The organism is Allobosea sp. LjRoot9, assembly GCF_964252745.1.
In the GTDB taxonomy this organism is placed as follows: domain Bacteria; phylum Pseudomonadota; class Alphaproteobacteria; order Rhizobiales; family Beijerinckiaceae; genus Allobosea.
On sequence record NZ_CAXUPC020000004.1, the window covers coordinates 462,508 to 486,208 of the forward strand.

Sequence of the window (23,701 nt, forward strand, 5' to 3'; positions counted from 1 at the left end):
CCCGATTGGCGGTTTAACCTAACCAAGACATGGTGATGATCGGAAGCAGTCACGAGCATCTGCTGGCAGGACGAAACGAGCGATCCATGACGCCCGGGCAGCCTCGCATGCATGCGGCCGGCTGGAGCTGGCCAAGGCGTCTGGGATGGCTCCTAGGCTGCATGCTGGTTGCCGCCTCCGTGGCGCTCGGGCTGGGCTATGCCGAATTCGCCTCCGGAATCGAGCCGCGGGAGCCTGTCGCCGTGCCGCGTACGGACGCGATCGTCGTCGTCACCGGTGGCTCGCAGCGTATCGGCGACGCCATCGGCCTGCTCGGCGCCGAGCGCGGTTCGCGCCTGCTGATCAGCGGCGTCAACGAGAAGACGAGTCGCGAGGAGCTGGCCAAGCTCAACCCCTCGGCGCGCGAGCTTCTCGCCTGCTGCGTCGATCTCGACTATCGCGCCCGCAACACCATCGGCAACGCCATCGAGACCCGCCGCTGGGTACGCCAGCATGAGTTCCACTCGCTTTTGGTCGTGACCTCGAACTACCACATGCCGCGCGTGCTGGCCGAATTCGCCCATGCGATGCCGGGCGTGCGCCTCGTGCCGCATCCGGTCGTGACCGACCAGATCGACACCACCGGCTGGTGGCGGAGTTGGAACGCAGTCCGGCTGCTCGGGCCCGAATACGGCAAATATCTTGTAGCGCGCCTGCGCAGCGCCTTCGAGGGGGATCCCGAGACGTCGCGCCTCTCGGTCATCATCGGCGGCCGCAAGCCGGTTTCGCCGAAGCCTGCAGGGTTGCTCGGGCCAGATTATGAGAAGCGCACGCGCCTGCATGACCATCGCAACAACGCCTGATCCGCGTTCGCACGCTTGACGGCGGCGAGCTGACGAGGTCTTTGCGCGCCATGCTCATCCTGCGCTCCCTGCTCGCCAATGTCGTGTTCTACGTCAACCTGTCGCTCTGGCTGGTGTTCGCGGCATTTCCCGCTTTGCTGCTGCCCCGACGCTACCTGATGAAGGTTGCTGGCGGCTGGTCCCGCAGCGCGCTCTTCCTGATGCGGGTGACGTCGGGCACGGGCTTTGAGATCAAGGGGCTCGAGAACGTCCCGAGCGGCGGGCTGATCGTTGCGTCAAAGCACCAGTCTCTCTGGGAGACCTTTGTCCTGATCGGGCTGTTTCCCGATCCGGTCTTCATCCTGAAGCGCGAACTGACCTGGATTCCGTTCTTCGGCTGGTGCCTGCTGAAGCTCAGGATGATCCCGGTGGATCGCGGTGGGCGGGCGCGGGCCCTGGCCCAGGTCACACGGCGCTCGCGGATCGAGATGCGCGAGAACGGGCGCCAGCTCCTGATCTTCCCGGAAGGCACGCGCCGGCCGGCCGGGGCTCCGCCGGACTACAAATACGGCGTCGCGCATCTCTATGCCGATCTCAAGGTGCCTTGCGTGCCGGTCGCGCTGAATTCAGGTCTGTACTGGCCGCGCCGCAAGTTCCTGCGCCCGCCGGGCACGATCCGCCTGACATTCCTGCCGGCGATCCCGCCGGGGTTGAGCAAGACGGAGTTCCAGACGCTGCTGCAAGACAGGATCGAGACGGAAAGCGACCGGCTGCTGGCGCTGGGGCGTAGCGAACTGGCCAAGCTCGGTCTCGACCCGCTGGCGAAACACTCCTGACAGCAACTGTCAGCAAGGCCGGCCGACCGGGCCTGCGGCCCTTGACAGATAGCTTGTTCGTTCTCATTTTGTTCTTGAACAAAAGGAGGAACGGATGGCCGCTCTCGCCTATTCCCACGCCGATCTTTTCGCTGACGAGCCTGTGGTCTCGGCGCGCGAAATGCCGCTGCGCAGCACGGCGGGCCTGTCCGAGCGTCGCTTCACCGCCTGGCGCGGACGTTCGGGCCGACGCTACGTGGCCTCGGTTTTCACGGTCTCGGACGATCATGCGCTCGGCTTCACCGATGCGGTGCTGCTGGCGGTCTCGCCGGATCGCGAGATCCTCGCCGCGCGCGACAGCGGGCCGTTCGGGGTCGAGGCGGCGCTGACGCGCTGGCGGCAGGCGGTGACGCAAGCCGGCGCGCGTGAAATCCATGTCCATCTGCTTGCGGAGGACGGCATGAGCCGCCGCGCGGCGCTGCTCGACCTGATGCCGGAGGTCTGAGCCGATATCAGAGCATTTTGTTTTGGCGCGTTTTCTCCGCGCAAACGCTTCGCGTTTGTCGCGAGGGAACCGGTATCCACTTCGCTCGAAAACGCTCCAGAGCCGGATGATTTCAGATGGGATCACCAAGTGATCCCATCTGAAATCTGAATCCGTCTCTCATCAAAAGTTAGAGCAGGATCAATGCGAAAAACCGGTTCCCACTTTTTCGCATCCTGCTCTAGAGCGGCGGGCGCGGCTGGCCGAGGCCGGGGGCGAGTTTTTGCGCGAGATCGGCGAGGACAGGATCGAAGACGCCCATCTTGCGCAGATGCTCATGGGTCTGCAGCACATAGTCCGGGTTCTCGCCCGAGCCGCCGCGCCCGTTGCGCACCAGCTCCAGCACCTTGTCCGGCGGCAGCCGCCCGGCATATTGCAGGTGCTTGCGGTCGGCGACATAGACCAGCGCCTTGACGTTGCGCCCGTCATCAAGCCGCACCGGCATGTGGCGCTCGAGATAGACCGAAGTCGCCTGTTCGCGGGCGCGCAGATAGGTCACGGTCTCGGCCGCCTCGCCGGCTGCGACCCGGAAGGCAAGGCCGCGGCAGATGCCGCCGCGATCGAGCCCCAGCACGAGGCCGGGACGTTCGGGCGTGCCGCGATGGACATGCGAGAAGATGCAAAGCGAGCGGTGGTAGCCGTGTAGCCGCGCGACGACGCTTTCCTCAAAGGGAAAGCCCGGCCGCCAGATCAGCGAGCCATAGCCGAAGACCCAGAGATCGCTCGGACTGAGATCAGCTGTCATCGTCATCCCATAATTTAGCCGTGGCCGCCTGCTTGATGGGCGCACTGGCGTCCTTGCTCGGCGGCAGCTAACAATCCGCTCGCTTTTTCGCAATGGACTGCTGCCGTATGACCGATCTTACTCCCACGCGTCGCCGCAGCCGGTTCTGGCTCTATGCGCCCTTCGTACTGCTCGCATTGTTGGCCGCCGCCTGGAGCGGCTTCTGGTTCGTGGTCCGCGGGCGCGTCGCCGATGCGGTCGATACGGCGCTGGCGCGCGAGGCCGGGCTCGGCCGCAGCTGGACCTGCCTGGACCGCTCGATCAGCGGTTTTCCGTTTCGCGTCGAACTGCGTTGCGCGTCGCTGGAATTGACCTCGACGCGCTGGGGCGATGCGGTGAAGCTGCAGACCGGGCCAAGCCTCGCGCTCGGGCAGATCTATTCGCCCGGGCTCGTCATCGTGCAGATTACCGGCCCGCTGCAGGCCAGCCTGCCCGAGGGCCGCAAGCTCGATCTGGCCTGGGCTCGGCTCGAGGCCAGCCTGACGCATAACGGCACGGCGGCGCAGCAGGTTTCGCTGGTCATGACCGAGCCGAATGCGACCCTCGCCACGCCGGGCCAGGCCAATGAAGGCTGGCGCGCGGCCAGCCTGGAGGTCCATCTGCGCCGCAATCCGACGCGCCCGGCAAGCGATCAGGCCACCGATCTCGCCATCAGCGCCAAGGGCTCCGTCCTGCCTGCGCTCGATGCTCTGCTCGGCACGAGCGAGGCCGGCGATGTCGACATCCAGGCGACCCTGACGCAGGCCGAGGCCTTCAAGCTCGGCTTCAATCCCGATGCGCTGGAGCGCTGGCGCAGCGCTGGCGGGCAAATCGAGTTGACGAAGCTGGTCTCGGTCAAGGGCCCCGCCCGCATCGAGGCGAGCGGCCTGCTGCTGCTCGACCAGACGCATCGCGTTTCCGGGCAGATCCAGGCCTCGCTCGCGGGCATCAAGCAGATCGCCGGCGTTCCGGTCGGGGGGGTGCTCGGTGGCCTTGGGGGCCTGCTCGGCGGCCGGGCCAGCGCGCAGGCGCCGGGTGCGGCGCCCGGCCTGACGGCGTTGCCGCCGGTGGTGCTGCGCGAGGGCCGCGTCTATCTCGGGCCGATCCGCCTGCCGGTTCAGCCGCTCCTACCCTTGTACTGATCCTGCCCTTGTACTGATGCCACATGAAAAAGGGGCGCGACGCGCCCCTTTTCCTAGAGCCGGATGACTTCAGACGGGGTCACAGAGTGATCCCGTCTGAAATCTGAATCCGTCTCTCATCTAAAAGTGAGAGCAGGATCGCTGCGAAAAACCGGTGCCCACTTTCTCGCATCCTGCTCTTGCTCATGAACGGCCGCAGATCACGTCGCCGGCAGCGCCGCGCGCGGCGCCTCGATGCGGGTCAGGGCCTTCTTGACCGCATCCTGCACCTTCTCGAAAGCGCGCACCTCGATCTGCCGGACGCGTTCGCGCGAGACGTTGAACTCCTCGGAGAGCTCCTCCAGCGTGATCGGGTCCTCGGCCAGCCGGCGCGCCTCGAAGATGCGCCGCTCGCGCGGGTTCAGGACATCGAGCGCTTCGCGCAGGGCCGAGTGGCGGTTGTCACTTTCCTGCGAGTCCGCATAGCGGCGTTCCTGGCTCTCGCTGTCGTCGACCAGCCAGTCCTGCCATTCACCGTCACCATCCTCGCGCAGCGGCGTGTTCAGCGACGCGTCGCCGCCGAGGCGGCGGTTCATGTCGATGACGTCCTGCTCGTTGACGCCGAGCTTGGTAGCGATGGTCTTGACCTGCTCGGGACGCAGATCGCCCTCGCCAAGCGCCGAGATCTTGCTCTTGGCCTTGCGCAGATTGAAGAACAGTTTCTTCTGGTTGGCGGTGGTGCCCATCTTCACCAACGACCAGGAACGCAGGATGTATTCCTGGATCGAGGCCTTGATCCACCACATTGCATAGGTCGCGAGCCGGAAGCCCTTATCGGGCTCGAAGCGCTTGACCGCCTGCATCAGGCCGACATTGCCCTCGGACACGACCTCGCCGATCGGCAGGCCATAGCCGCGATAACCCATGGCGATCTTGGCCACGAGCCGCAGATGGGATGTGACGAGCCGGTGCGCCGCATCGCGGTCGCCATGCTCGCGCCAGCGTTTCGCCAGCATGAATTCCTCGTTCGGTTCCAGCATCGGGAACTTACGAATCTCGTCGAGGTAACGTGACAGTCCGCCTTCCGCGGACATGACGGGCAGCGACGCAATCGCCATGCTCGTTCTCCTTCTTGGCCCCCGCTTCGCGGCAAACCAACCGCGCGATCAACCTTCGCGCAGGCTTTGGATGTCGTGAAAGATATAACGCCGGAACCGACTAACGGTTCGGCGCTGTTTCAAGCCACGTGCGGCGCCCCTTAGCCATCCGCATCCAACACCCACTCTATGCCAAGACAGCTTGGCGGAAAATGGGCAGGATGGCGAGATTGCCTCACAGCCTCGCGAGTTCTTCTTGCAATTTTGCAAACTCAGGCGGCGGCTCGGATTCGAAAAACAGCTCTTCGCCCGTGGCGGGATGAGCGAAACCCAGCAGTGCCGCGTGCAGCGCCTGCCGCCCCAATTGCGCCAGCGCCAGACGGGCGGGCTCGGGCAGGCGGCTCGCCTTGGTCGCGAATCCGGAGCCGTAGAGCTGGTCGCCGAGCAGCGGATGGCCGAGATGGCTCATATGGACGCGGATCTGATGGGTGCGCCCGGTCTCGAGCCGGCACTCGACCAGGCTGGCGAGCGCCTCGGTCTCCTCCCTGCCCTTGAGCAAAGCGGGGTAGCGTTCCATGACCGTGAAATGGGTGATGGCCTCGCGTCCGCGCTCCTCGCCCACGACCATCATCTTTTCGCGGTTCTTGTTCGAGCGCTCGATATTGGCCTCGATGGTGCCGTGCGCCCGGCGTGGAAAGCCCCAGACAATGGCGAGATAGGCGCGTTGGAGGGGGCCGGTGCGGCCATGGTCGGCGAACTGCTTTGCCAGGCCCTGATGCGCCTTGTCGTTCTTGGCGACGACGAGCAGCCCGCTGGTGTCCTTGTCGAGCCGGTGCACGATGCCCGGTCGCCTGACGCCGCCAATGCCCGAGAGGCTTTCGCCGCAATGGGCGATCAGGGCGTTGACCAGCGTGCCGTCCTCATGGCCGCCGGCAGGATGGACGACGAGGCCGGCGGGCTTGTCGATGACGATCAGGTGCTCGTCCTCGAACACCACGGTGAGCGGGATGTCCTGCCCCGCCGGGGCCGGGGGCTTGGCCTCGGGCATGATCAGCGTCAATGCGTCGCCCTCGACGACCTTGCGGCTGCCATCGGTCGTGACCGTGCCGTTCAGGCTGACGCCGCCATCCTTGACGATCTGCTGCAGACGGGCGCGCGAGATCTCGCCGGCCAACAAAGCGAGCGCCTTGTCGAGGCGCGCGCCGGCCTGTTCGGCCGTCACATGCAAGGTCACGCCCGCAGGCGGCGCGGTCTCAAATTGGCTTGGCTGTGATGTCATGACCGACGCTATAAGCGCCCGGGCCGAAAGCCGCACTTCTTTTCGCACGCGCCTGCCTCGCTTGCGACCGATCTTGCCTCAGCCGGAGATCTTGCCTCAGCCCAAAATCTTGCCTCAGCCCAAAATCTTGCCTCAGCCAAAGATGCGGAACTTCGCCTTCTTCTCCTCGACGATCTGGGCCTCTTCCGGTCCCGGATCGTCGGGCGCATGCGAGACGGGGAAGATCACGGGCGTGGCGCGGGCGTCGCCCTTCGCTGGCGCGGCCTCAGGTTTGGCTGCGGCCGGCGCTGGTTCCACGGCAGGTTTGGGCTCCGCGACAGGCTTTGGCTCCGCGGCAGATTTGGCCTCCTCGGGCGGCTTGGGCGCAGGCTCGACGATGGTTGCCGGCGGCGGCATGGCCGGGATGCTTGCGGGCGCGGTCGTCACGGTTTCGGCGCGGGCCTCGATCAGAGGCGTGGAATCGTCGAGATCGGCCAGGACATCGTCGAGCGCCGGGGCATGGCTGCCGAGCGTGGCGGGCGGTACCGTCCAGACGAAGGCGTCGAGCCGCCCCGAGATCGGCGAAACCGGCAGCCATTGATCGGAGACTAGCCCGTCGGCGACCCAGGCGGCGTCACGCGGTGCGCGCGTTGCCCGCGCGAGCCATTCGCGCACCTTGCCGGCCGCGCCGTGCTCGGCTTCCTCGAGCTCCGCCATCAGCAGGCAGGCGCGCACCGAGGCGCCGCCGGCGAGCAGCGGCTTCAAGGCCGTGCGGGCCTTGGCGAAATCGCGGGCGTGGATGGCGGCGCCGGCGAGCGCCAGCACGCCTTCGGGATCGGCCGGGCGCAGCTTCGCCAGCGTGGTGGCGCGGTTGAGCCGGTCCTGGGCGCTGTCGCCGGAGCGGACATCGAGATAGGCGGCGGCGATGTCGGGATGGGAGACCTCCTTCCAGGCGGCCTCCAGGATCTTGGAGGCTTTGCGGATGTCGCCGCGCTCGGCCAGCATGCGGCCGGCCAGCACCGCGGCCGGCGTCAGGCTGGGCGCGAGCTTGGTCGCCTCCAGCGCGGCGGCGAGCGCCTTTTCCGGCTCTCCGTCGCGGGCCTGCAGGGCCTCGGCTGCGAGTAGCACGGCGCGCTGGCGCTTGGCCTCGGCCTTCTCGGCCAGCCTCAGGGCGGCGCGGCGCTCGACGGCGGTGCGCGCCGCCTGCCAGTCGCCGGCGCTGGTGTGGAAGTCGAGCAAAGCGTCATTGGCCCAGGCGAGCGAGGGCGAACGGCGCACGGCGTCGTCGGCGAAGGCGCGCGCGGCGGTCATGTCGCCGCGACGCCTGGCCTCGACGAAGAGGCCGCGCAGGCCGAGCACGCGGGTCTCGGGCTTGTCGAGCATGGTCTTGAAGGCGGCCTCGGCCCGGCCGCGATCGCCGGAGAGCTGGGCGGCCTGCGCCTCCAGCAGCAGGGTCAGGGGCTCGTTGCCGGAGAAGCGGCGGGCATCGACGGCGTGGCGGCCGGCGGCGATGGGGTCGCCTGCGCCGATCGCGACCATGCCGCGCGAGACGGCTTCAAAGCCGCGAGCGCGGCGGCGGGCCCGCGAGGCGAAGCTGAAGGCCGAGGGCAGGCCGAGCACGAAGCGCGCAAGCGCCCAGGCCAGCATCGCCAGCATCGCCAGCACGACGACGCCGATGGCGGCGATCGCGACGCTGGTCTCGATGCGGTAGCCCTGCCACAGAATCGAAACCTCGCCGGGACGATCGGCGAGCCAGACGGCGCCGACCGCGAGGCAGGCGAAGACGAGGAGATAGAGCAGAACCCGAACCATGAACTCTATCCTCCGTCAGCCCGCCGCGCCGAGCGCGGCGACGGCATCCTGTGCGATTTTTGCAATCGCGGCATCTGCCTGGGCCCGTTTTTGCAAAGCCGTGCCGAAATCGGCGCTGCCGCGCCGCGCCGGCTCGGGCAGCTGGTTCCAGAGGCCGGCCGCCACAACGATATTCCCGCTCGCCAGCGCGTTCTCCAGCCGGATCAGCAATGTGGCGGGATCATTGGAGCCGGTGTCGCCCACAGGCCGGATCGTGACGATGCGGCTGGCGAGCCCGAGCAGGCGGTCCTGCCAGTTGGCGGTCGCCGGCGTCATTTCCCTGGCGAACATCGCTCGATGCGTGCGGAATTGCGTAAGCAGCGTGTCACGGGTCGGGGCGCCGGTCGTCGCGACCGCGCTCAGCGCCGCGATCTGCTCGGGCGCGCCGCCGCCCTTGACGAGCGCGGCGACATCGCTGGCGAAGGGCTGGCCCGAGGCGATGGCGCTCTGGATGCGCTCGGCCAGGACGATGCGTGCGGCGGCAAGGGCCTGCGGGCTGGGGGCGGAGGCTGTCTTGGCGAGGGTTTCGACTGTGCCGAGCCGCTGGCCGAGCGCGTTGGCGGCGGCTTCGGCGCGCTGGGCCTGGGCAGTCAAACTTGCGATGGCACCGGCATCGGCGCTCTGGGGGCCTTGCGCCTTCGCCTGCTCAACGAGCCGGGTCGCGGTGGCCTGCGCTTCCGTCCCGGCCTTGACGGCGGCATCAGCCTTGCGGTCGAGCGCGGTGGTGGCGCCTTGCAGGCTGTCGAGCCGGGCGCGGAGCTCGGCGATCTGCGTAACGTCGACGGCAGGCGTCGCGCGGCTCCAGGCGAGCATGGTGAGCCCGGTGCCGACCACGCCGCCGACGATGCCGGCGAGCGCCAGGGCCGGCCAGGGCAGGCGCGATTTCGTCTCCGGGAGAGACGATGTTTCGGCAGCACCCGCGCGGTGCGATCCTTCATCGTGCGAGCCGGCATGCGCGGCCGAGGGCTTGGTCTCGGGCGCTGCGAAATCGGGCGCGACGAATTCCTGGGGCAGCGCCTCGGTCGGCAGCACGGCCTCAGACGCGGCTGCGCTTGCGGACGCCGTGTCTACGGATGGCTGGGCGTCTTGCGCCTTTGACGTGTTTTGCGCCTTTGACGTGTCCTGTGCCTTTGACGTGTCCTGTGCCTTCAGATCGATGGTCGGCGGCGTGCGGCGGGCGCGGCCACGCTTCATCGCTTCAGCGTCGGGCTCGCTCATCGGGCCTGTCTCCGTCTCGACGCCTGTCGTCGCAGCCGGTTCGTCTCTAACATCGTCGCGCAGACGATTGCGAGCGGACACTTGATCGAGGGCGGCGAGCAGACCGGCCTCTTCCGGATGTTCGGCGACCAGCACCGTGCTGGCTCCGGCCGTGATCAATGGCGCCGCGACGTCTGCCGAGAGCGCGACATGGGTCAGCGCCAAAGCAGGCTCGGCGAGGCCGGCCTGCCGCGCCAGCGCCAGGAAGGTTCGGGCGCCGCGCGGGGAATAATGCAGGGCGGCATCGACCTTGCCGTCACGCAGGGCTTCAGTTGCATTCGCCGGGAGCGCGGCCACGGCCTCGGCTGCATAGGCAGTCCAGATCGTCACGTCGTAACCGGCGTCCCGCAAGCGCTGCGGCACATCCTCATGGTTGTCCCGGCCGGCGATCAGGAGCAGCCGCGACGGCGGCGGCAGATTGCGGCTGATCAGATCGATCAGGTCATGGCGATTGCCGTCGGCGCTGCGGGCATCGGCATAGCCGGCCTCACGCGCCTTGCCGGCGGTGCGTGCGCCGACGCTGAAGACGGGCAGGTCGCGCCAGCCCAGGGGCGCATCAGTGAGCGCGCTTACCGCATTGCCGCTGGTCAGGACGAGCGCGGAGAAATCTCCGGCCGGCGCCGGCTCAGGCAGGCGCACGACCGTGAATAGCGGCGCGATCAACGGCTCGCAGCCGCGCGCGGCAACCGCGCGGGCGCTGCGCTCGGCATCGGCCTGCGGCCTCAGGACGAGTATGCGCATACGGTCTCCTCTCGCGCCGGGTATCATCAGGCCGGACTCCCATCTGAAGCATGAACGCGCAGTCCGCGCCCGCCTTCGCCGTCGAATTGGTTAGCGATCGCGGCTGGGCCGCCATTCGGACTGATGACGATGCAGCTCGGGGTTTTGTCGCGGAGCGGGGTTGCGATTCCGGCCATGCCCTAGGTCCCCCCTCAAATGGCCGCTCTGCCGGCGGCTCCGGATGTGTCGTCCCAGACCGGCATCCCAGACTTGGTATTCCAAGCTTGGCATCCCGGCCGCATAACGGCCCCTTGGCCTTATGCTCGCTCGCGCACTATACGGGGGAATTCCCGGCGCGAAACTGCCGGTTCTTCACGACTGAATTCCTGCGCCCGCCTATTCCGTCACAGCTGCTGCGAGACCAACCGGCCGATCATGCGAGTTTTGGGCATAGAGACGACTTGTGACGAGACCGCGGCCGCAATCGTCGAGGTCACGCGCTCCGGCGAGGCAAAAATCCTGTCGAACGAGGTGCTGAGCCAGATCGCCGCACATGCGGCCTTTGGCGGCGTCGTGCCGGAGATCGCGGCGCGTGCCCATGTCGAGGCGATCGACCGCATCGTCGGCAGCGCCTTCGAGAGAGCGGGGCTCAAGCCTGCCGATATCGATGCGGTCGCGGCCGCCGCTGGTCCAGGGCTGGTCGGCGGCGTCATGGTCGGGCTGACCACGGGAAAAGCCATTGCGCTGGTGACGGGCAAACCCTTCATCGCGATCAACCATCTCGAGGCCCATGCGCTGACGGCGCGACTGACCGACGATCTCGCCTTTCCCTATCTGCTGCTGCTCGTTTCGGGCGGGCACACGCAATTGCTCGCCGTGCGCGGCGTCGGCGACTATCTCAAGCTTGGCGGTACGATCGACGATGCTGTCGGCGAGGCCTTCGACAAGATCGCCAAGATGCTGGGCCTGGCCTATCCGGGCGGCCCTTCGGTGGAGCGCGAGGCGGAGAAGGGCGATCCCGAGCGCTTCGACTTTCCCCGCCCGATGAGCGGCCGGCCGAATCCGGATTTCTCACTGTCTGGCCTCAAGACGGCAGTGCGCCTCGTCGCCGAGCGGATCGCGCCCTTGTCGGATCGCGATGTCGCCGATCTATGCGCCTCCTTCCAGGCGGCGGTCGTCGATGTGATGGTCGACCGGACACGGGCTGGCTTGCGCGCCTGCCGCGCCGCCGACATCACGCCGTCGGCGTTGGTCGTGGCGGGCGGCGTCGCCGCCAATCAGCCGATCCGGCGCGGGCTGACGCGGCTTGCGACCGAGGCCGGCCTCCCGATGGTGGCGCCGCCGGTCGCGCTCTGCGGGGATAATGGCGCGATGATCGCCTGGGCCGGGTTGGAGCGGCTGCGCCTGGGGCTGATCGACGACATGAGCGCGGTCGCCCGTCCACGCTGGCCGCTGGACGAGCTCAGGCCGCGAGATCTTGCGCCGCAAGACCTCAAGGCCGGGGAATGAGCGGGCTCACGGCCTCTTCGGTCATTGGCATTGTCGGCGGCGGCGCCTATGGCACGGCCTTGGCGCTGGCCGCGGCGCGCGCCGGGCGCGAGGTCCTGTTCTGGGCTCGCGACGCGGCGACAATCACGGCGATCCGGGAGACCCGCCAGACGCCGCACCTACCGGGCGTGATGCTGCCGGAGGCGATCTCCGCGACATCATCGCTCGCGGCGTTGAGCGGCGTTGGCGCCTTCGTGGTCGCGGTGCCGACGCAGAGCCTGAGGCAGGTCTGCGAGGGACTGGCGCGGGCGCTGCCGGCCGGACGTCCGGTGATCTCGGCTGCCAAGGGCATCGAGCAGGCGACCGGCCTGTTCACCACGCAAGTGATCGCGCAGGCCTGGCCCGGCTCGCCGGCTGCGATCCTGTCGGGACCGAGCTTCGCCGCCGATATCGGACGCGGCCTGCCCACGGCGGTGACGCTGGCCGCGCAGGACGCGAATCTGGCGCGGACCCTGGCGGAGGCGCTGAGTTCATCGGCCTTTCGCATCTATCACAGTGCCGATCCGCGCGGCGTCGAGATCGGCGGGGCGGCCAAGAACGTGCTCGCCATCGCAGCAGGGATCACAATTGGCCTCGGCTATGGCGAGAGCGCTCGGGCGGCGCTGGTGGCGCGCGGTTTCTCCGAATTACGCCGCTTCGGGGAGGTTTTCGGCGCGCAAGGCGAGACGCTGATGGGGCTGTCGGGGCTGGGCGATGTCGTGCTGAGCTGTGCCTCGCCGCAATCGCGCAACTTCGCCTTCGGCCTGGCGCTGGGGCAGGGGCGGCCGATTGCGGAGGCTTCGGGCGGCAAGCTGGCGGAGGGAGCGTTCACCGCTTCGGTGCTGGCGCGGATCGCGCGTGAGCACAAGCTCGAGATGCCGATCGCGGATGCGGTCGCGGCGATCATCGCAGGCGAGATCGGCGTGCGCGAGGCGGTGGCCGGGCTCCTGGCACGACCGATCCGCGCCGAGAATTGAGGCGGGCCGGAGCGTGCTGAAGCGAGCTGCGATCTTGCTCTCGGCCGGGCTCGTCCTTGCCTTGGGCTTGGAGTTCTCTCAACTCCTGCGGACGACCCCGGTGCTTGCAGCTCAAAACGAGCAGGCGACGCGCATCCTGATCGAGAAGGGCGCGCGGCAGCTAACCTTGGAGCGGGATGGCCAAGTACTGGCGCGCTATGCGGTGGCGCTGGGCTCCGATCCCATTGGCCAAAAGCAGAGGGAAGGTGACGGCCGGACTCCGGAAGGTGTCTATGCCGTCGACTTCAAGCATCCGCGCAGCCGCTATCACCTGGCCTTGCGCATCTCTTATCCGGATCAGCAGGCGCGCGAGACAGCGCTGCGGGCCGGCGTTTCGCCCGGCGGCGACATCATGATCCATGGTATCCGCAATGGCCTCGGTTGGCTCGCCGGGCTGCATCGCAACCGCGACTGGACGGATGGCTGCATTGCGGTCACCAATGCCGAGATTCGCGAGATTTGGTCGCGTGTTCCGGACGGGGCGCGCGTGGAGATCCGGCCATGAGGCGTCGGGACGAAGGAGGCGGCAATGGCCAATGACTGGTCCGACCTGACGAAGCGCGTGGCGCGCGGCATCGCCGAAGTCCGCAAGACGACGGGCTCCGAGCTTGTCGCCGAGAGCCTGCCGGTGGCATTGGCGGGCCGTGTGCCGGCCGGCCCGGTGATCCAGCATCGCCGCCGCCGCGCCGAGGATACGCATCGCTTCGTGCTGATCCTGCCTTTTGGCGAGGGTGAGGTCCGGGTCGAGCTCGATCCGCAGGATTATGCCGCCCTGACGCGCGAGATGGTGCGGTTCTGGAACGAGCAGGGGCAAGCGGCCTCGAAACCGCCGAGCCCGATGAAAGAGGAAGAGGCCTGATGGCACATTGGCTGATCAAATCCGAACCGGTGAAGTGGTCCTGGGAACAGCAGGTCGCGGCCGGCGCCAAGGGCACGCATTGGGACGGCGTCAAGAACCATACCGCCAAGCTCAACCTGATGGCGATGAAGCAGGGCGATCAGGTCTTCTTCTACCACTCCAATGAGGGGCTCGAGGTCGTCGGCATCGTCGAGGTGATCAAGGAGGCCTATATCTGGATTCCGGGCGAGCCCTGGGTGCTGGTCGATTTCAAGGCGGTAAAGCCATTGCCGAAGCCCGTGACGCTGGCGCAGGTCAAGGCGGAGCCGAAGCTCGCCAAGATGTCGCTCGTCACCTCTTTCCGCCTCTCGGTGCAGCCGGTGACCGACGAGGAATGGGCGCTGGTCTGCAAGATGGGCGGTCTTTGAACTCCGGCGCAGCAGCCGAAAGTCTTTGAAACGAAAGTGCGAGGTCGCCCAGCTTGCCGCCTTGGCTGCCGGGACTATGATGCAGCGCATTCAAACCAAGCGGACGAGGCGAATCCCGCGATGCGCCCCCGAAGCCGCAATTCAGACGGCCCAGGTCTGGGGAGACGCCTATAATGTCCGAGACTATCTATGATGTGCCCGTCGCCTGGGCCAAGAAGGCGCATCTGAACGACGCCAAATACAAGAGGATGTATGCGGCTTCGATCAAGGATCCGGACAAGTTCTGGGGCGAGCAAGGTCAGCGGATCGACTGGTTCAAGCCCTACGGCAAAGTCCGCAACGCCAGCTACAAGCCCGGCAAGGTCTCGATCAAGTGGTACGAGGACGGCACCACCAATGTCGCCTATAATTGCGTCGACCGGCATCTGGCGACGCGGGCCAAGCAGACCGCGATCATCTGGGAGGGCGATGACCCTTCGGAATCCAAGAAGATCAGCTACGGCCAGCTCTATACCGAGGTCTGCAAGTTCGCGAACGTGCTGAAGGCCAACGGGGTCAAGAAGGGCGATCGCGTCACCATCTACCTGCCGATGATCCCCGAGGCGGCCTATGCGATGCTCGCCTGCGCACGTATCGGCGCGATCCATTCCGTGGTGTTCGGAGGCTTCTCGCCCGATTCACTGGCGAGCCGGATCGAGGACAGCGATTCCAAGATCGTGATCACGGCCGATGAGGGTTTGCGCGGGGGCCGCCCCGTGCCGCTCAAGAAGAACGTCGATGCTGCCGACCCCAAGGTCAAGGGCGGCATCGGCAAGGTCATCGTGGTCAAGCGCACCGGCGGCAACGCTCATATGGTCGACGGCCGCGACGTTTGGTACCATGACGAGGCCGCCAAGGTTTCGGGCCATTGCCCGCCCGTTGAAATGAAGGCGGAGGACCCGCTCTTCCTGCTCTACACCTCCGGGTCGACCGGCAAGCCCAAGGGCGTCCTGCACACGACGGCAGGCTATCTCGTCTATACGTCGATGACGCATCAATACGTCTTCGACTACCATGACGGCGACATCTACTGGTGCACGGCCGATGTCGGCTGGGTCACCGGGCACAGCTACATCCTCTATGGCCCGCTCGCCAACGGCGCGACGACGCTGATGTTCGAGGGTATCCCGACCTATCCGACGATCTCGCGCTTCTGGGACGTGATCGACAAGCACAAGGTCAACACCTTCTACACCGCGCCGACCGCGATCCGCTCGCTGATGGGGGCGGGCGAGGAACCGGTGAAGAAGACCAAGCGCAAATCGCTGCGTCTGCTCGGCTCGGTCGGCGAGCCGATCAATCCGGAGGCCTGGGAGTGGTATCACCGCGTCGTCGGCGACCGCCGTTGCCCGATCGTCGATACCTGGTGGCAGACCGAGACCGGCGGCATCCTGATCACGCCGCTGCCGGGCGCGACCAAGCTCAAGCCCGGCTCGGCGACGCGCCCCTTCTTCGGCGTCAAGCCCGAGATCGTCGATGCCGAAGGCAAGATCCTGGAAGGCGCCTGCGAGGGCAACCTCGTCATCGCCGAGAGCTGGCCCGGCCAGATGCGTACGGTCTATGGCGACCATAAGCGCTTCGAGGAAACCTATTTCGCCACCTATCCGAACAAGTATTTCACCGGCGATGGCTGCCGGCGCGATGCCGACGGCTATTACTGGATTACCGGGCGTGTCGACGACGTGATCAACGTCTCCGGGCACCGCATGGGCACCGCCGAGGTCGAATCGGCGCTGGTGGCGCATCCCAAGGTCTCGGAAGCCGCCGTCGTCGGCTATCCCCACGACATCAAGGGGCAGGGCATCTACGCCTATGTCACGCTGATGGCCGGCGAGACGCCGAGCGAGGAGTTGCGCAAGGACCTGGTGTCCTATGTGCGCAAGGAGATCGGGCCGATCGCCTCGCCTGACCTGATCCAGTTCTCGCCCGGCCTGCCCAAGACCCGCTCGGGCAAGATCATGCGCCGCATCCTGCGCAAGATCGCCGAGGACGAGTTCGGCGCGCTCGGCGACACCTCGACCCTGGCCGACCCGGCGGTGGTCGACGACCTGATCGCCAACCGGCAGAACAAGCGCAAGGCGGGCTGAGACAAGAAGGACGGTTCGACGTCATGCTCGAGCTTGTCCCGAGCATCCACGTCTTGGACACCGCCTCGCATTGAGGAAGACGTGGATGGTCGCCACAAGGGCGACCATGGCGGCGCGCGTCAAACGTCTTTTTTGACGCGCTTTCGCCCGGCCTTGGGCAGCTTGCGCGCATAGAGTTCGAGCCGGTGGCGGACGATTTCGTAGCCCAGCTCGGCTGCGATCTTCGCCTGCAGCGCCTCGATCTCCGGCGATGAGAACTCCACCACCTGCCCGGTCTCGACATCGATCAGATGGTCGTGATGCTGCTGGTCGGCATGCTCGTAGCGCGAGACACCGTCCTCGAAGGCGTGGCGCTCGATCGCGCCCTGCGATTCCAGCAGCTTCATGGTCCGGTAGACCGTCGAGAGCGACAAGGTCGGATCGTGCTCAAAGGCGCGGGTGAAGATGCCCTTGGCGTCGGGGTGGTCATGGGCCTCGGCGAGAATGCGCAGGATCAGCCGGCGCTGCTGCGTCATCCGCAAGCCCGCCTGCTTCAACTGGCCCTCGAAAATGGCCACGCGCTGCTCGGTTCCGATCATTGTTCGCAGATAGCAAGGCTGCGACGCATTTGCAAAACAGAGATAATGCAAATCATTTGCAATTGCATTGACAGATGCAATTCGTTTGCAATAGCTATTGAAGGGATTGGATAGCCAGCAGGAGAGAGCATGCGTTCGCGTCGTCATTTCATGGGTCTGTATTTCTTGGGCCTGTGGTCGGCCCTTGCTGTCATGGGTGGCCTTTGCGCCGCGGCTTGCCCGGCGCTGGCACAGCCGGCGCCGGGCAAGCCGCTGCGGGTGGTCACGACCTTCACCATCATTCAGGACATGGCGCAGAACGTCGCCGGCAATGTCGCGATCGTCGAGTCGATCACCAAGCCCGGCGCCGAGATCCATGACTACCAGCCGACGCCGCTCGACGTGGTGAAGGCGCAATCGGCCGATCTCGTGCTGTGGAACGGGCTCAACCTCGAGCGCTGGTTCGAAAAATTCTTCGAGAACGTCAAGAATGTGCCGAGCGCGGTGCTGACCGACGGCATCGAGCCGATGGGCATCAAGGAAGGCCCCTATCAGGACAAGCCGAATCCGCATGCCTGGATGTCGACCAAAAACGCGCTGATCTATATCGAGAACATCAGGAAGGCGCTGGCCAAGGCCGATCCCGCCAACGCCGCGACCTACGCCAAGAATGCCGCCGCCTATGCCGACGAGATCAAGGCGATGGACGCGCCCTTGCGGGCCCGGCTCGACAAGGTGCCGGCGGACAGGCGCTGGCTCGTCTCCAGCGAGGGGGCCTTCAGCTATCTCACCCGCGATTATGGCTGGCGCGAAGCCTATCTCTGGCCGATTAACGCCGACGAGCAGGGCACGCCGCAGCAGGTCCGCAAGCTGATCGACCTCGTGCGCAAGAGCAAGATTCCGGCCGTGTTCAGCGAAAGCACGATCTCGGACAAGCCGGCCAAGCAGGTCGCGCGCGAGACCGGCGCGAAATATGGCGGGGTGCTCTATGTCGACTCGCTCTCTGCCGCAAACGGGCCGGTGCCGACCTTCGCCAAATTGCTGGAGGTGACCGTGGAGACGATCGCCAAGGGGTTCGGCCAGTGAAGGCCTCCGCGATCAATTCGAGCATGGCCGCCGGCCCGACCCCGTCGATCGTCGTCGCCGGAGTCACGGTTCGCTACGGCAATGGCGTCACCGCGGTGCACGACGCCTCGTTCGCGCTCGGGCCGGGCACGATCTGCGCACTCGTCGGCATCAACGGCTCCGGTAAATCGACGCTCTTCAAGACCTTGATGGGATTTCTAAAGCCGGCAAAGGGCATGGTCTCGATCGCCGGAATGGAGGTTCGCCAGGCGCTGAAGCGCGGTCTCGTCGCCTATGTGCCGCAGGCGGAAGAGGTCGATTGGAGCTTCCCCGTACTGGTCGACGATGTCGTGATGATGGGGCGCTACGGGCATATGGGGTTCCTGCGCATCGCCGGTAAAGCCGACCGTGATGCCGTCGACGACGCCCTGGCGCGGGTCAACATGCTGGAGTTTCGCCGCAGGCAGATCGGCGAGCTCAGCGGCGGCCAGCGCAAGCGCGTCTTCCTGGCTCGCGCCCTGGCGCAGGGCGGGCGGATCATCCTGCTCGACGAGCCCTTCACCGGCGTCGACGTCAAGACCGAGGACCAGATCGTCGACCTGATGCGGGAGTTGCGCGCTGAGGGCCGGCTCATGCTGGTCTCGACGCATAATCTCGGTTCGATCCCCGATTTCTGCGATCAGGTCGTGCTGGTCAACAAGACGGTGCTGGCCGCCGGGCCGACCGACACGACCTTCACCCATGCCAATCTGCAGCGGGCCTTCGGTGGTGCGCTCAGGCATTTCCGGTTGGAAGGGCACGCCTTGCATGAGGATGCGGATGCGCGCTGCGTCACCGTCATCAGCGACGATGAGCGGCCGCTCGTGCTCTATGGCGAGCGCGACCATGAGAAGCTGGCCGATGGCGGCAAGGCCACTCGCGGCCAGACCACGCGCGGCAAGGAGAACGGCGAGAGGGCGACCGGCAAGGAGGGGCGTTCGTCGTGATCGAATTGCTTCTGGAGCCCTTCGGCTACCAATACATGGTCAAGGCCATCTGGGTCTCGGCTCTCGTGGGCGGCGTCTGCGCCTTCCTGTCCTGTTATCTGATGCTGAAGGGCTGGTCGCTGATGGGGGATGCGCTGGCGCATGCGATCGTGCCGGGCGTCGCCTTCGCCTATCTGCTGAAAGTTCCCTACGCGGCCGGCGCCTTCTTCTCGGGCCTCCTGGCCGCGCTGGCCATGGCGCTGGTCAGGGTGCGCACGCAATTGCGCGAGGACGCGGTCATCGGCATCGTCTTCACCACCTTCTTCGCGGTGGGCCTGCTGATCGTCTCGATCAACCCGACCTCGGTCAATGTCCAGTCGATCGTGCTCGGCAACATCCTTGGCATCTCGGATGAGGACGTGCTCCAGGTCGCGATCATCGCCGCGATCTCGCTCGCCATCCTGATCGCGCGCTGGAAGGATCTGATGCTGGTCTTCTTCGACGAGAATCAGGCGCGCGCCGTCGGTCTCTCGCCGACGCGGTTGAAGATCCTGTTCTTCGTCCTGCTCAGCGCCTGCACGGTCGCGGCGCTGCAGACGGTCGGCGCCTGTCTCGTCATCGCCATGGTGGTGACCCCGGGCGCGACCGCCTATCTTCTAACCGATCGTTTCGGGCGGCTCATCATCATCGCGGTCGCGATGGGGGTGACGACGAGCGCGGTCGGAGCCTATGCGAGCTATTTCCTCGACGGCTCGACCGGCGGCCTGATCGTCGTCTTCCAGACCATCCTGTTCCTGGCTGCCTTCCTGTTCGCGCCCAAGCATGGCCGGCTCGCGGCGCGCCGGGCCGCGCGCAGTGTCGTGGAGCCGGTGGCATGAGTCTGATCGACATCTGGCTGGTCACGCCCCTGTCGCATGAGTTCATGCTGCGCGGGTTCATCGTGGCGGCGCTCGTCGGCGTGGTCTGCGCCGTCCTGTCCTGCTTCCTGGTGCTGAAGGGCTGGTCGCTGATGGGCGACGCCGTCTCGCACGCGGTGCTGCCCGGCATCGTGCTCGCCGCTATGACGGGGCTGCCATTGGCGCTGGGAGCTTTCGCCGCCGGCCTGAGCTGCGCGCTCGGCATCGGCTATCTCAAGGAGAACAGCCGGGTGAAGGAGGACACGGTGATGGGCATCGTGTTCTCCGGCATGTTCGCGCTCGGTCTCGTACTCTTCGTCAAGGTCGATAGCGACCAGCACCTGATGCATATCCTGTTCGGCAACATGCTGGGCGTACGCTGGGCCGACATCGCCGAGACCGCCCTCATCGCGGTTCCGACCATCGCGATCATGCTGGCCAAGCGCCGAGATTTCCTGCTGCATGCCTTCGATCCGGCTCACGCCCGCGCTATCGGCCTGAATGTCCGGGTGCTGCATTTCGGCCTGCTGATGCTGCTGGCGCTGACCATCGTCGCGGCGTTGAAGGCGGTCGGTATCATCCTGGTGGTGGCGATGTTGGTCGCGCCCGGCGCCATCGGCTATCTGACGACACGGCAGTTCGACCGGATGCTGCTGGTCGCTGTCGGCGTTGCGACGCTGTCGAGCGTATTCGGCACCATCCTGAGCTTCCACCTCGATGCCGCCACCGGCCCTTGCATCGTGGTGGTGCAGGCCGGGTTCTTCCTGATGGCGCTCGCCGGTAATCTGATGCGCGCCTCGCGGCGGGCGAGCGCGGTTCAGCAACCGGGCTGATCCGTCATGCAGCCTGCTGGTCGGCCTCGTCCAGCAGGCGCACCACCGTGATGCTCTGGTTCAGGCATTGGCAGTTGTACTCGCTGGTCAGGAAAGCGATGTCGGCGGCGTCGCGCCCGCTCGCGATCCTGACCAGCCCTTCGACGGGAGCAAGCCGGGTCGGGTCGACAAGCCACCAGCGCCCGCCGAGAAACACCTCGTAGACGGCGTGGAAATCCGGTGGATCGAGGTCGAGCGCATAGGCGCTGACCGCGCGCGCCGGGATGTTCAGGGCCCGCGTCAAAGCGATGCCGAGATGGGTGAAGTCGCGGCAGACGCCGGCCCGGTCGATGAAGGTCTGCTCGGCGGTGGTCAGTGCGTGGCTGACGCCATGGACATAGTCGAGATGGGTATGCAGCCAGTCGAGGACGCTGAGAACGCGCGCACCACCACCCTGGACCATGCGGAACTCGCGCTGGGCGAAGCGCATGAATTCGTCGGAGGGGCAAAAGCGGCTGGGCAGCAGGTAAGGCAACACGTCGCGGGGCAGTTCCGACCAGTCGTGCTGGCGGGCACTGGATGCGAGCGGCGCCCGCAAGCCGTTATCGACGATGGCGTTGTACCGGATCTCGACCTGGCCGGAGAGCGCCCCGCGAAAGCGCCTCTCGCCGGTCGTGGGGTCCTCGTCGCGGATCAATGCGGCTCCCGGCGTGACGCTGAGCTCTTCCGAAAGGATCACCTGGTCGGGCGAGCGGGCGGCTTCGAGCGCGGCGATGATTTGTGTCGCGCCGCCAAAACCATAGGTCAGCGTCGCCGCGATCGAGAGCTTCATGAAATTCCCCGGGACATGCGTGTGAGAACGCGACGGTCAAACGCCGCCCCGGGATTGAAGTTCCGATGCGGCGTCAGGCTGCCGAGCGTGCCAGACCGATCTCTGGCGCGATCTGCGCCAGGATCTCGTAGGACCGCTTGCGCGCCGCTTGGTCGTGAATCGGCGCGGTGACCATGATCTCATCGGCGGATGTCGCTGCGATGAAGGCGCCGAGCTCCCGCTTGATCGTCTCGGGCGAGCCGATGAAGGCGTAGCGCAGCATCTGCGAGACATGCGCCTTCTCGGCCGGCGACCAGTATTGCTCGATATCGGCGATCGGCGGCTGGAGCTTGCCGCGCGCGCCGCGGACCATGCCGACGAAGCGCTGCTGCAGGGAGGTCGCGAGATAGCGCGCCTCGGCGTCGGTCTCGGCGGCGACGACGTTGATGCCGGGCATGGCATAGGGCTTTGCCGCCTGCTCCGACGGCTTGAAGCGTTCGCGATAGATCGCCAGGGCCTGGATCAGCGCATCCGGAGCGAAATGCGAGGCGAAGGCGTAGGGCAGGCCGAGTTCTGCTGCGAGCTGCGCGCCGAACAGGCTCGATCCGAGGATCCAGAGCGGCACGCGCAGGCCCGCGCCCGGCACGGCCTGGACCGCCTGGTTCGGCCCGGCCGGCTCGAAAAAGGCCTGCACCTCGAGCACATCCTGCGGAAACTGGTCCGAGGCCATCGGGTCGCGCCGCAGCGCACGCAATGTACGCTGATCGGTCCCCGGCGCGCGGCCGAGGCCGAGATCGATGCGGCCGGGAAAGAGCGCTTCCAGCGTGCCGAACTGTTCGGCGATGACCAGCGGGGCGTGGTTGGGCAGCATCACGCCACCGGCCCCGACGCGGATCGTGCTGGTCGCTCCGGCGAGCGCGCCGATCACCACGGCGGTCGCAGCGCTGGCGATGCCGGTCATGTTGTGGTGCTCGGCGACCCAGTAGCGCCGATAGCCCAGGGCTTCGGCATGGCGGATGAGCTCGATCGAGTTCCGGAGCGCGTCACCCGGCTCCTGGCCTTCGATGACGGGAACGAGGTCGAGAACGGAAATGGCGACCATGGCGGCCTCTGCTCTGGCGCGTCGGCGGGAAACCATGGCTGTGCCGCAGGCCGAGGCGCGAATCCTGAAAGGACCATGCAGATGGGTGTGGCGGCCAGGCAATCCAATGCGTGACGTTGCGTGTCATGACGCGTCTGCGTCAGCTTCATGGCGCGGTGGCCGACCGCGCCGTCTTTGTGATCCCGCCGCCTCGGCTCATCTCGAGCTGGCTGCGACGGCATGCTCCCGTTCGAGCGCGGCGCAGAGCGCAGGGCCGATCCGGCGATAGACGGCGGCGTAATCCCTGTAGTGAACGCCGTCGACCATGGGCAGGCCGGGTGTGAAGGGGTTGGCGACCAGGCAACCGCTCGTCGCCTTGCAGGTGCTTTCCGCCAGCGACCCGATGCGCTCGGCCGCCTCCGCCGAGAAGCCCTCGGCCCTGGCTGTGTCGATGGGCGGGACGCCGGTGACGAGCACGATGTGGGATGCGCGTTGCAAGGTCCCGAGCAGCGGCTCGAAGCTCGCCTCGAAACGCATCGCCGCCTCGTATTCATTGCTGAAACGCTTGGCGTTGGCGTCATTGGTGCCGATGGTCAGGATCACGGCGCGCGGCGGATGCGGCAGCGGCAGTCCCGCAAGGAAATCGGCATAGGCGCCGGCGGTCGCTCCGGAAACCCCGGCATTGACGAGCGGCAGGCCGCACAGCGTGCGCGTGGGCCAGCGCTCGATATGGGAATCGCCGGCGGCCAGCAGGTAATCGCCCTCGATCCGGCCGAGATCGGCAGTGACGGCCTGAAGCCGGGTGGCGCGATAGGGCGGCGCTGAGCCGGCACGACCGAACCCGTAGCCCGCGAGCGAGCCGAGCAGCAAGGCGAGGGGCAGGACGATGAGCGCCAATGTGACGGGATGGCGCAGCACGATCTTGCCGAGACGTTCGAGCACGGGTGGCGAACGCAAGGCGCCGTCCAACAGGCGGCGAAGGATCATCGGGCGCGTCCCCGTGGCGGCAGCGGGCAGCCATCGGCATCGGCCGGCCCCGCCGGTGCGGAGGAGAGCCGCACCGGTCGGCCGGTCACTGGATCGCGAAAGCCGCGCCGACCGCAGCCGTTCTCGCCCGAGGACAAGCCGTCATAGGCCATGAGGGCTGGCAGCATCGTCAGCCAGAGCGAGACGCCGGCGAGCAGCAGCAGCTGGATGGCGGCGTGCCAAAGCCATTGATGCGGCTTGCCGGGCAGGATCTTGCCGGGCAGGATCTTGCCGGGCAGGACCTTGCCGGGGAGGATGTCAGCGCCGACAGGATTTGATATGATTTGGGTCGAGGTCATCATTCGC

At 66.7% G+C, this 23,701-nt stretch carries 24 protein-coding genes; 14 read left to right on the top strand and 10 right to left on the bottom strand.

What is annotated here, in order from left to right:
* The first annotated feature begins 161 nt into the window (after nt 1–161).
* The 3 genes from ACSQ3P_RS19485 (at nt 162) to ACSQ3P_RS19495 (ending at nt 2,141) form a co-directional block, all read left to right on the top strand.
* Nucleotides 162–842 carry a YdcF family protein gene (locus ACSQ3P_RS19485; protein WP_436167139.1) on the top strand — a complete coding sequence of 227 codons (681 nt, stop codon included), beginning with the start codon at nt 162–164 and terminating at the stop codon, nt 840–842.
* Between the two features lie 50 nt (nt 843–892).
* Nucleotides 893–1,657 carry a lysophospholipid acyltransferase family protein gene (locus tag ACSQ3P_RS19490; RefSeq protein ID WP_436167140.1) on the top strand — a complete coding sequence of 255 codons (765 nt, stop codon included), beginning with the start codon at nt 893–895 and terminating at the stop codon, nt 1,655–1,657.
* Between the two features lie 94 nt (nt 1,658–1,751).
* Nucleotides 1,752–2,141, top strand: coding sequence for a hypothetical protein (locus ACSQ3P_RS19495; protein WP_436167141.1), 390 nt, complete (start codon nt 1,752–1,754; stop codon nt 2,139–2,141).
* Between the two features lie 220 nt (nt 2,142–2,361).
* Here ACSQ3P_RS19495 and ACSQ3P_RS19500 read toward each other — a convergent pair whose 3' ends face one another.
* A complete protein-coding gene (locus ACSQ3P_RS19500) occupies nt 2,362–2,931 on the bottom strand; it encodes a gamma-glutamylcyclotransferase (RefSeq protein ID WP_436167142.1) in 570 nt (189 codons plus the stop codon).
* A 101-nt stretch (nt 2,932–3,032) separates the two neighbouring features.
* Between ACSQ3P_RS19500 and ACSQ3P_RS19505 the strand changes: the two genes are divergently transcribed.
* Nucleotides 3,033–4,085, top strand: a complete 1,053-nt coding sequence (locus ACSQ3P_RS19505; protein WP_436167143.1) for a DUF2125 domain-containing protein — start codon at nt 3,033–3,035, stop codon at nt 4,083–4,085.
* 200 nt (nt 4,086–4,285) lie between these two features.
* Here the strand turns inward: ACSQ3P_RS19505 and rpoH are convergent, their stop codons facing one another.
* The 4 genes from rpoH to ACSQ3P_RS19525 form a co-directional block, all read right to left on the bottom strand.
* Nucleotides 4,286–5,182 (bottom strand): RNA polymerase sigma factor RpoH, encoded by an 897-nt coding sequence (gene rpoH, locus ACSQ3P_RS19510; RefSeq protein ID WP_436167144.1) that lies wholly within the window; start codon nt 5,180–5,182, stop codon nt 4,286–4,288.
* A 214-nt stretch (nt 5,183–5,396) separates the two neighbouring features.
* Nucleotides 5,397–6,440, bottom strand: a complete 1,044-nt coding sequence (locus tag ACSQ3P_RS19515; RefSeq protein ID WP_436167145.1) for an RluA family pseudouridine synthase — start codon at nt 6,438–6,440, stop codon at nt 5,397–5,399.
* A gap of 132 nt (nt 6,441–6,572) precedes the next feature.
* Nucleotides 6,573–8,231 carry a heme biosynthesis protein HemY gene (locus tag ACSQ3P_RS19520; RefSeq protein WP_436167146.1) on the bottom strand — a complete coding sequence of 553 codons (1,659 nt, stop codon included), beginning with the start codon at nt 8,229–8,231 and terminating at the stop codon, nt 6,573–6,575.
* Between the two features lie 15 nt (nt 8,232–8,246).
* Entirely contained in the window at nt 8,247–10,268 is a 2,022-nt protein-coding gene (locus ACSQ3P_RS19525; RefSeq protein ID WP_436167147.1) for a uroporphyrinogen-III synthase, read from the bottom strand.
* Between the two features lie 414 nt (nt 10,269–10,682).
* Between ACSQ3P_RS19525 and tsaD the strand changes: the two genes are divergently transcribed.
* From tsaD to acs, 6 genes are all read left to right on the top strand, one after another.
* On the top strand, nt 10,683–11,756 hold the full coding sequence (gene tsaD, locus ACSQ3P_RS19530) for a tRNA (adenosine(37)-N6)-threonylcarbamoyltransferase complex transferase subunit TsaD (RefSeq protein ID WP_436167148.1): 1,074 nt from the start codon (nt 10,683–10,685) through the stop codon (nt 11,754–11,756).
* Nucleotides 11,753–12,751 (top strand): NAD(P)H-dependent glycerol-3-phosphate dehydrogenase, encoded by a 999-nt coding sequence (locus tag ACSQ3P_RS19535; RefSeq protein WP_436167149.1) that lies wholly within the window; start codon nt 11,753–11,755, stop codon nt 12,749–12,751. The genes tsaD and ACSQ3P_RS19535 overlap by 4 nt, the downstream gene beginning before the upstream one ends.
* Nucleotides 12,752–12,785: 34 nt before the next feature.
* Complete coding sequence (locus ACSQ3P_RS19540; RefSeq protein ID WP_436167150.1) at nt 12,786–13,295, top strand: L,D-transpeptidase family protein; 510 nt, start codon at nt 12,786–12,788, stop codon at nt 13,293–13,295.
* Nucleotides 13,296–13,319: 24 nt separating this feature from the next.
* Entirely contained in the window at nt 13,320–13,649 is a 330-nt protein-coding gene (locus ACSQ3P_RS19545; RefSeq protein WP_092174829.1) for a hypothetical protein, read from the top strand.
* Nucleotides 13,649–14,056 carry an EVE domain-containing protein gene (locus ACSQ3P_RS19550; protein ID WP_436167151.1) on the top strand — a complete coding sequence of 136 codons (408 nt, stop codon included), beginning with the start codon at nt 13,649–13,651 and terminating at the stop codon, nt 14,054–14,056. The genes ACSQ3P_RS19545 and ACSQ3P_RS19550 overlap by 1 nt, the downstream gene beginning before the upstream one ends.
* 173 nt (nt 14,057–14,229) lie before the next feature.
* Entirely contained in the window at nt 14,230–16,182 is a 1,953-nt protein-coding gene (gene acs / locus ACSQ3P_RS19555; RefSeq protein ID WP_436167152.1) for an acetate--CoA ligase, read from the top strand.
* Nucleotides 16,183–16,301: 119 nt separating this feature from the next.
* On the opposite strand, the gene ACSQ3P_RS19560 is transcribed toward acs, so the two are convergent.
* Nucleotides 16,302–16,760, bottom strand: a complete 459-nt coding sequence (locus tag ACSQ3P_RS19560; RefSeq protein WP_069688653.1) for a Fur family transcriptional regulator — start codon at nt 16,758–16,760, stop codon at nt 16,302–16,304.
* Nucleotides 16,761–16,952: 192 nt separating this feature from the next.
* Here ACSQ3P_RS19560 and ACSQ3P_RS19565 point away from each other — a divergent pair, with 192 nt between their 5' ends.
* The 4 genes from ACSQ3P_RS19565 to ACSQ3P_RS19580 are packed head-to-tail and all read left to right on the top strand — an operon-like array spanning nt 16,953 to nt 20,498.
* Entirely contained in the window at nt 16,953–17,825 is an 873-nt protein-coding gene (locus tag ACSQ3P_RS19565) for a metal ABC transporter substrate-binding protein (RefSeq protein WP_436167194.1), read from the top strand.
* 23 nt (nt 17,826–17,848) lie between these two features.
* Complete coding sequence (locus ACSQ3P_RS19570) at nt 17,849–18,790, top strand: manganese/iron ABC transporter ATP-binding protein (RefSeq protein ID WP_436167195.1); 942 nt, start codon at nt 17,849–17,851, stop codon at nt 18,788–18,790.
* Entirely contained in the window at nt 18,787–19,647 is an 861-nt protein-coding gene (locus tag ACSQ3P_RS19575) for a metal ABC transporter permease (protein ID WP_436167153.1), read from the top strand. Before ACSQ3P_RS19570 ends, ACSQ3P_RS19575 begins: the two co-directional genes overlap by 4 nt.
* Nucleotides 19,644–20,498, top strand: coding sequence for a metal ABC transporter permease (locus tag ACSQ3P_RS19580; RefSeq protein ID WP_436167154.1), 855 nt, complete (start codon nt 19,644–19,646; stop codon nt 20,496–20,498). The genes ACSQ3P_RS19575 and ACSQ3P_RS19580 overlap by 4 nt, the downstream gene beginning before the upstream one ends.
* 4 nt (nt 20,499–20,502) lie before the next feature.
* Here the strand turns inward: ACSQ3P_RS19580 and ACSQ3P_RS19585 are convergent, their stop codons facing one another.
* The 4 genes from ACSQ3P_RS19585 to ACSQ3P_RS19600 all read right to left on the bottom strand — a co-directional run bounded on the left by ACSQ3P_RS19585 (nt 20,503) and on the right by ACSQ3P_RS19600 (nt 23,694).
* On the bottom strand, nt 20,503–21,309 hold the full coding sequence (locus ACSQ3P_RS19585) for a transglutaminase-like domain-containing protein (RefSeq protein WP_436167155.1): 807 nt from the start codon (nt 21,307–21,309) through the stop codon (nt 20,503–20,505).
* Nucleotides 21,310–21,382: 73 nt separating this feature from the next.
* Nucleotides 21,383–22,390 carry an LLM class flavin-dependent oxidoreductase gene (locus tag ACSQ3P_RS19590; protein WP_310159959.1) on the bottom strand — a complete coding sequence of 336 codons (1,008 nt, stop codon included), beginning with the start codon at nt 22,388–22,390 and terminating at the stop codon, nt 21,383–21,385.
* A 195-nt stretch (nt 22,391–22,585) separates the two neighbouring features.
* Nucleotides 22,586–23,356 (bottom strand): SGNH/GDSL hydrolase family protein, encoded by a 771-nt coding sequence (locus tag ACSQ3P_RS19595; RefSeq protein ID WP_436167156.1) that lies wholly within the window; start codon nt 23,354–23,356, stop codon nt 22,586–22,588.
* Nucleotides 23,353–23,694, bottom strand: coding sequence for a hypothetical protein (locus tag ACSQ3P_RS19600; protein WP_436167157.1), 342 nt, complete (start codon nt 23,692–23,694; stop codon nt 23,353–23,355). Before ACSQ3P_RS19600 ends, ACSQ3P_RS19595 begins: the two co-directional genes overlap by 4 nt.
* Nucleotides 23,695–23,701 lie beyond the last annotated feature (7 nt).

Coding starts and splice junctions, on each gene's coding strand:
- ACSQ3P_RS19485 (WP_436167139.1), top strand. CDS start 162: ATGCTGGTTGCCGCCTCCGTGGCGCTCGGGCTGGGCTATGCCGAATTC.
- ACSQ3P_RS19490 (WP_436167140.1), top strand. CDS start 893: ATGCTCATCCTGCGCTCCCTGCTCGCCAATGTCGTGTTCTACGTCAAC.
- ACSQ3P_RS19495 (WP_436167141.1), top strand. CDS start 1,752: ATGGCCGCTCTCGCCTATTCCCACGCCGATCTTTTCGCTGACGAGCCT.
- ACSQ3P_RS19500 (WP_436167142.1), bottom strand. CDS start 2,931: ATGACGATGACAGCTGATCTCAGTCCGAGCGATCTCTGGGTCTTCGGC.
- ACSQ3P_RS19505 (WP_436167143.1), top strand. CDS start 3,033: ATGACCGATCTTACTCCCACGCGTCGCCGCAGCCGGTTCTGGCTCTAT.
- rpoH (WP_436167144.1), bottom strand. CDS start 5,182: ATGGCGATTGCGTCGCTGCCCGTCATGTCCGCGGAAGGCGGACTGTCA.
- ACSQ3P_RS19515 (WP_436167145.1), bottom strand. CDS start 6,440: ATGACATCACAGCCAAGCCAATTTGAGACCGCGCCGCCTGCGGGCGTG.
- ACSQ3P_RS19520 (WP_436167146.1), bottom strand. CDS start 8,231: ATGGTTCGGGTTCTGCTCTATCTCCTCGTCTTCGCCTGCCTCGCGGTC.
- ACSQ3P_RS19525 (WP_436167147.1), bottom strand. CDS start 10,268: ATGCGCATACTCGTCCTGAGGCCGCAGGCCGATGCCGAGCGCAGCGCC.
- tsaD (WP_436167148.1), top strand. CDS start 10,683: ATGCGAGTTTTGGGCATAGAGACGACTTGTGACGAGACCGCGGCCGCA.
- ACSQ3P_RS19535 (WP_436167149.1), top strand. CDS start 11,753: ATGAGCGGGCTCACGGCCTCTTCGGTCATTGGCATTGTCGGCGGCGGC.
- ACSQ3P_RS19545 (WP_092174829.1), top strand. CDS start 13,320: ATGGCCAATGACTGGTCCGACCTGACGAAGCGCGTGGCGCGCGGCATC.
- ACSQ3P_RS19550 (WP_436167151.1), top strand. CDS start 13,649: ATGGCACATTGGCTGATCAAATCCGAACCGGTGAAGTGGTCCTGGGAA.
- acs (WP_436167152.1), top strand. CDS start 14,230: ATGTCCGAGACTATCTATGATGTGCCCGTCGCCTGGGCCAAGAAGGCG.
- ACSQ3P_RS19560 (WP_069688653.1), bottom strand. CDS start 16,760: ATGATCGGAACCGAGCAGCGCGTGGCCATTTTCGAGGGCCAGTTGAAG.
- ACSQ3P_RS19565 (WP_436167194.1), top strand. CDS start 16,953: ATGGGTGGCCTTTGCGCCGCGGCTTGCCCGGCGCTGGCACAGCCGGCG.
- ACSQ3P_RS19570 (WP_436167195.1), top strand. CDS start 17,849: ATGGCCGCCGGCCCGACCCCGTCGATCGTCGTCGCCGGAGTCACGGTT.
- ACSQ3P_RS19580 (WP_436167154.1), top strand. CDS start 19,644: ATGAGTCTGATCGACATCTGGCTGGTCACGCCCCTGTCGCATGAGTTC.
- ACSQ3P_RS19585 (WP_436167155.1), bottom strand. CDS start 21,309: ATGAAGCTCTCGATCGCGGCGACGCTGACCTATGGTTTTGGCGGCGCG.
- ACSQ3P_RS19590 (WP_310159959.1), bottom strand. CDS start 22,390: ATGGTCGCCATTTCCGTTCTCGACCTCGTTCCCGTCATCGAAGGCCAG.
- ACSQ3P_RS19595 (WP_436167156.1), bottom strand. CDS start 23,356: ATGATCCTTCGCCGCCTGTTGGACGGCGCCTTGCGTTCGCCACCCGTG.
- ACSQ3P_RS19600 (WP_436167157.1), bottom strand. CDS start 23,694: ATGACCTCGACCCAAATCATATCAAATCCTGTCGGCGCTGACATCCTC.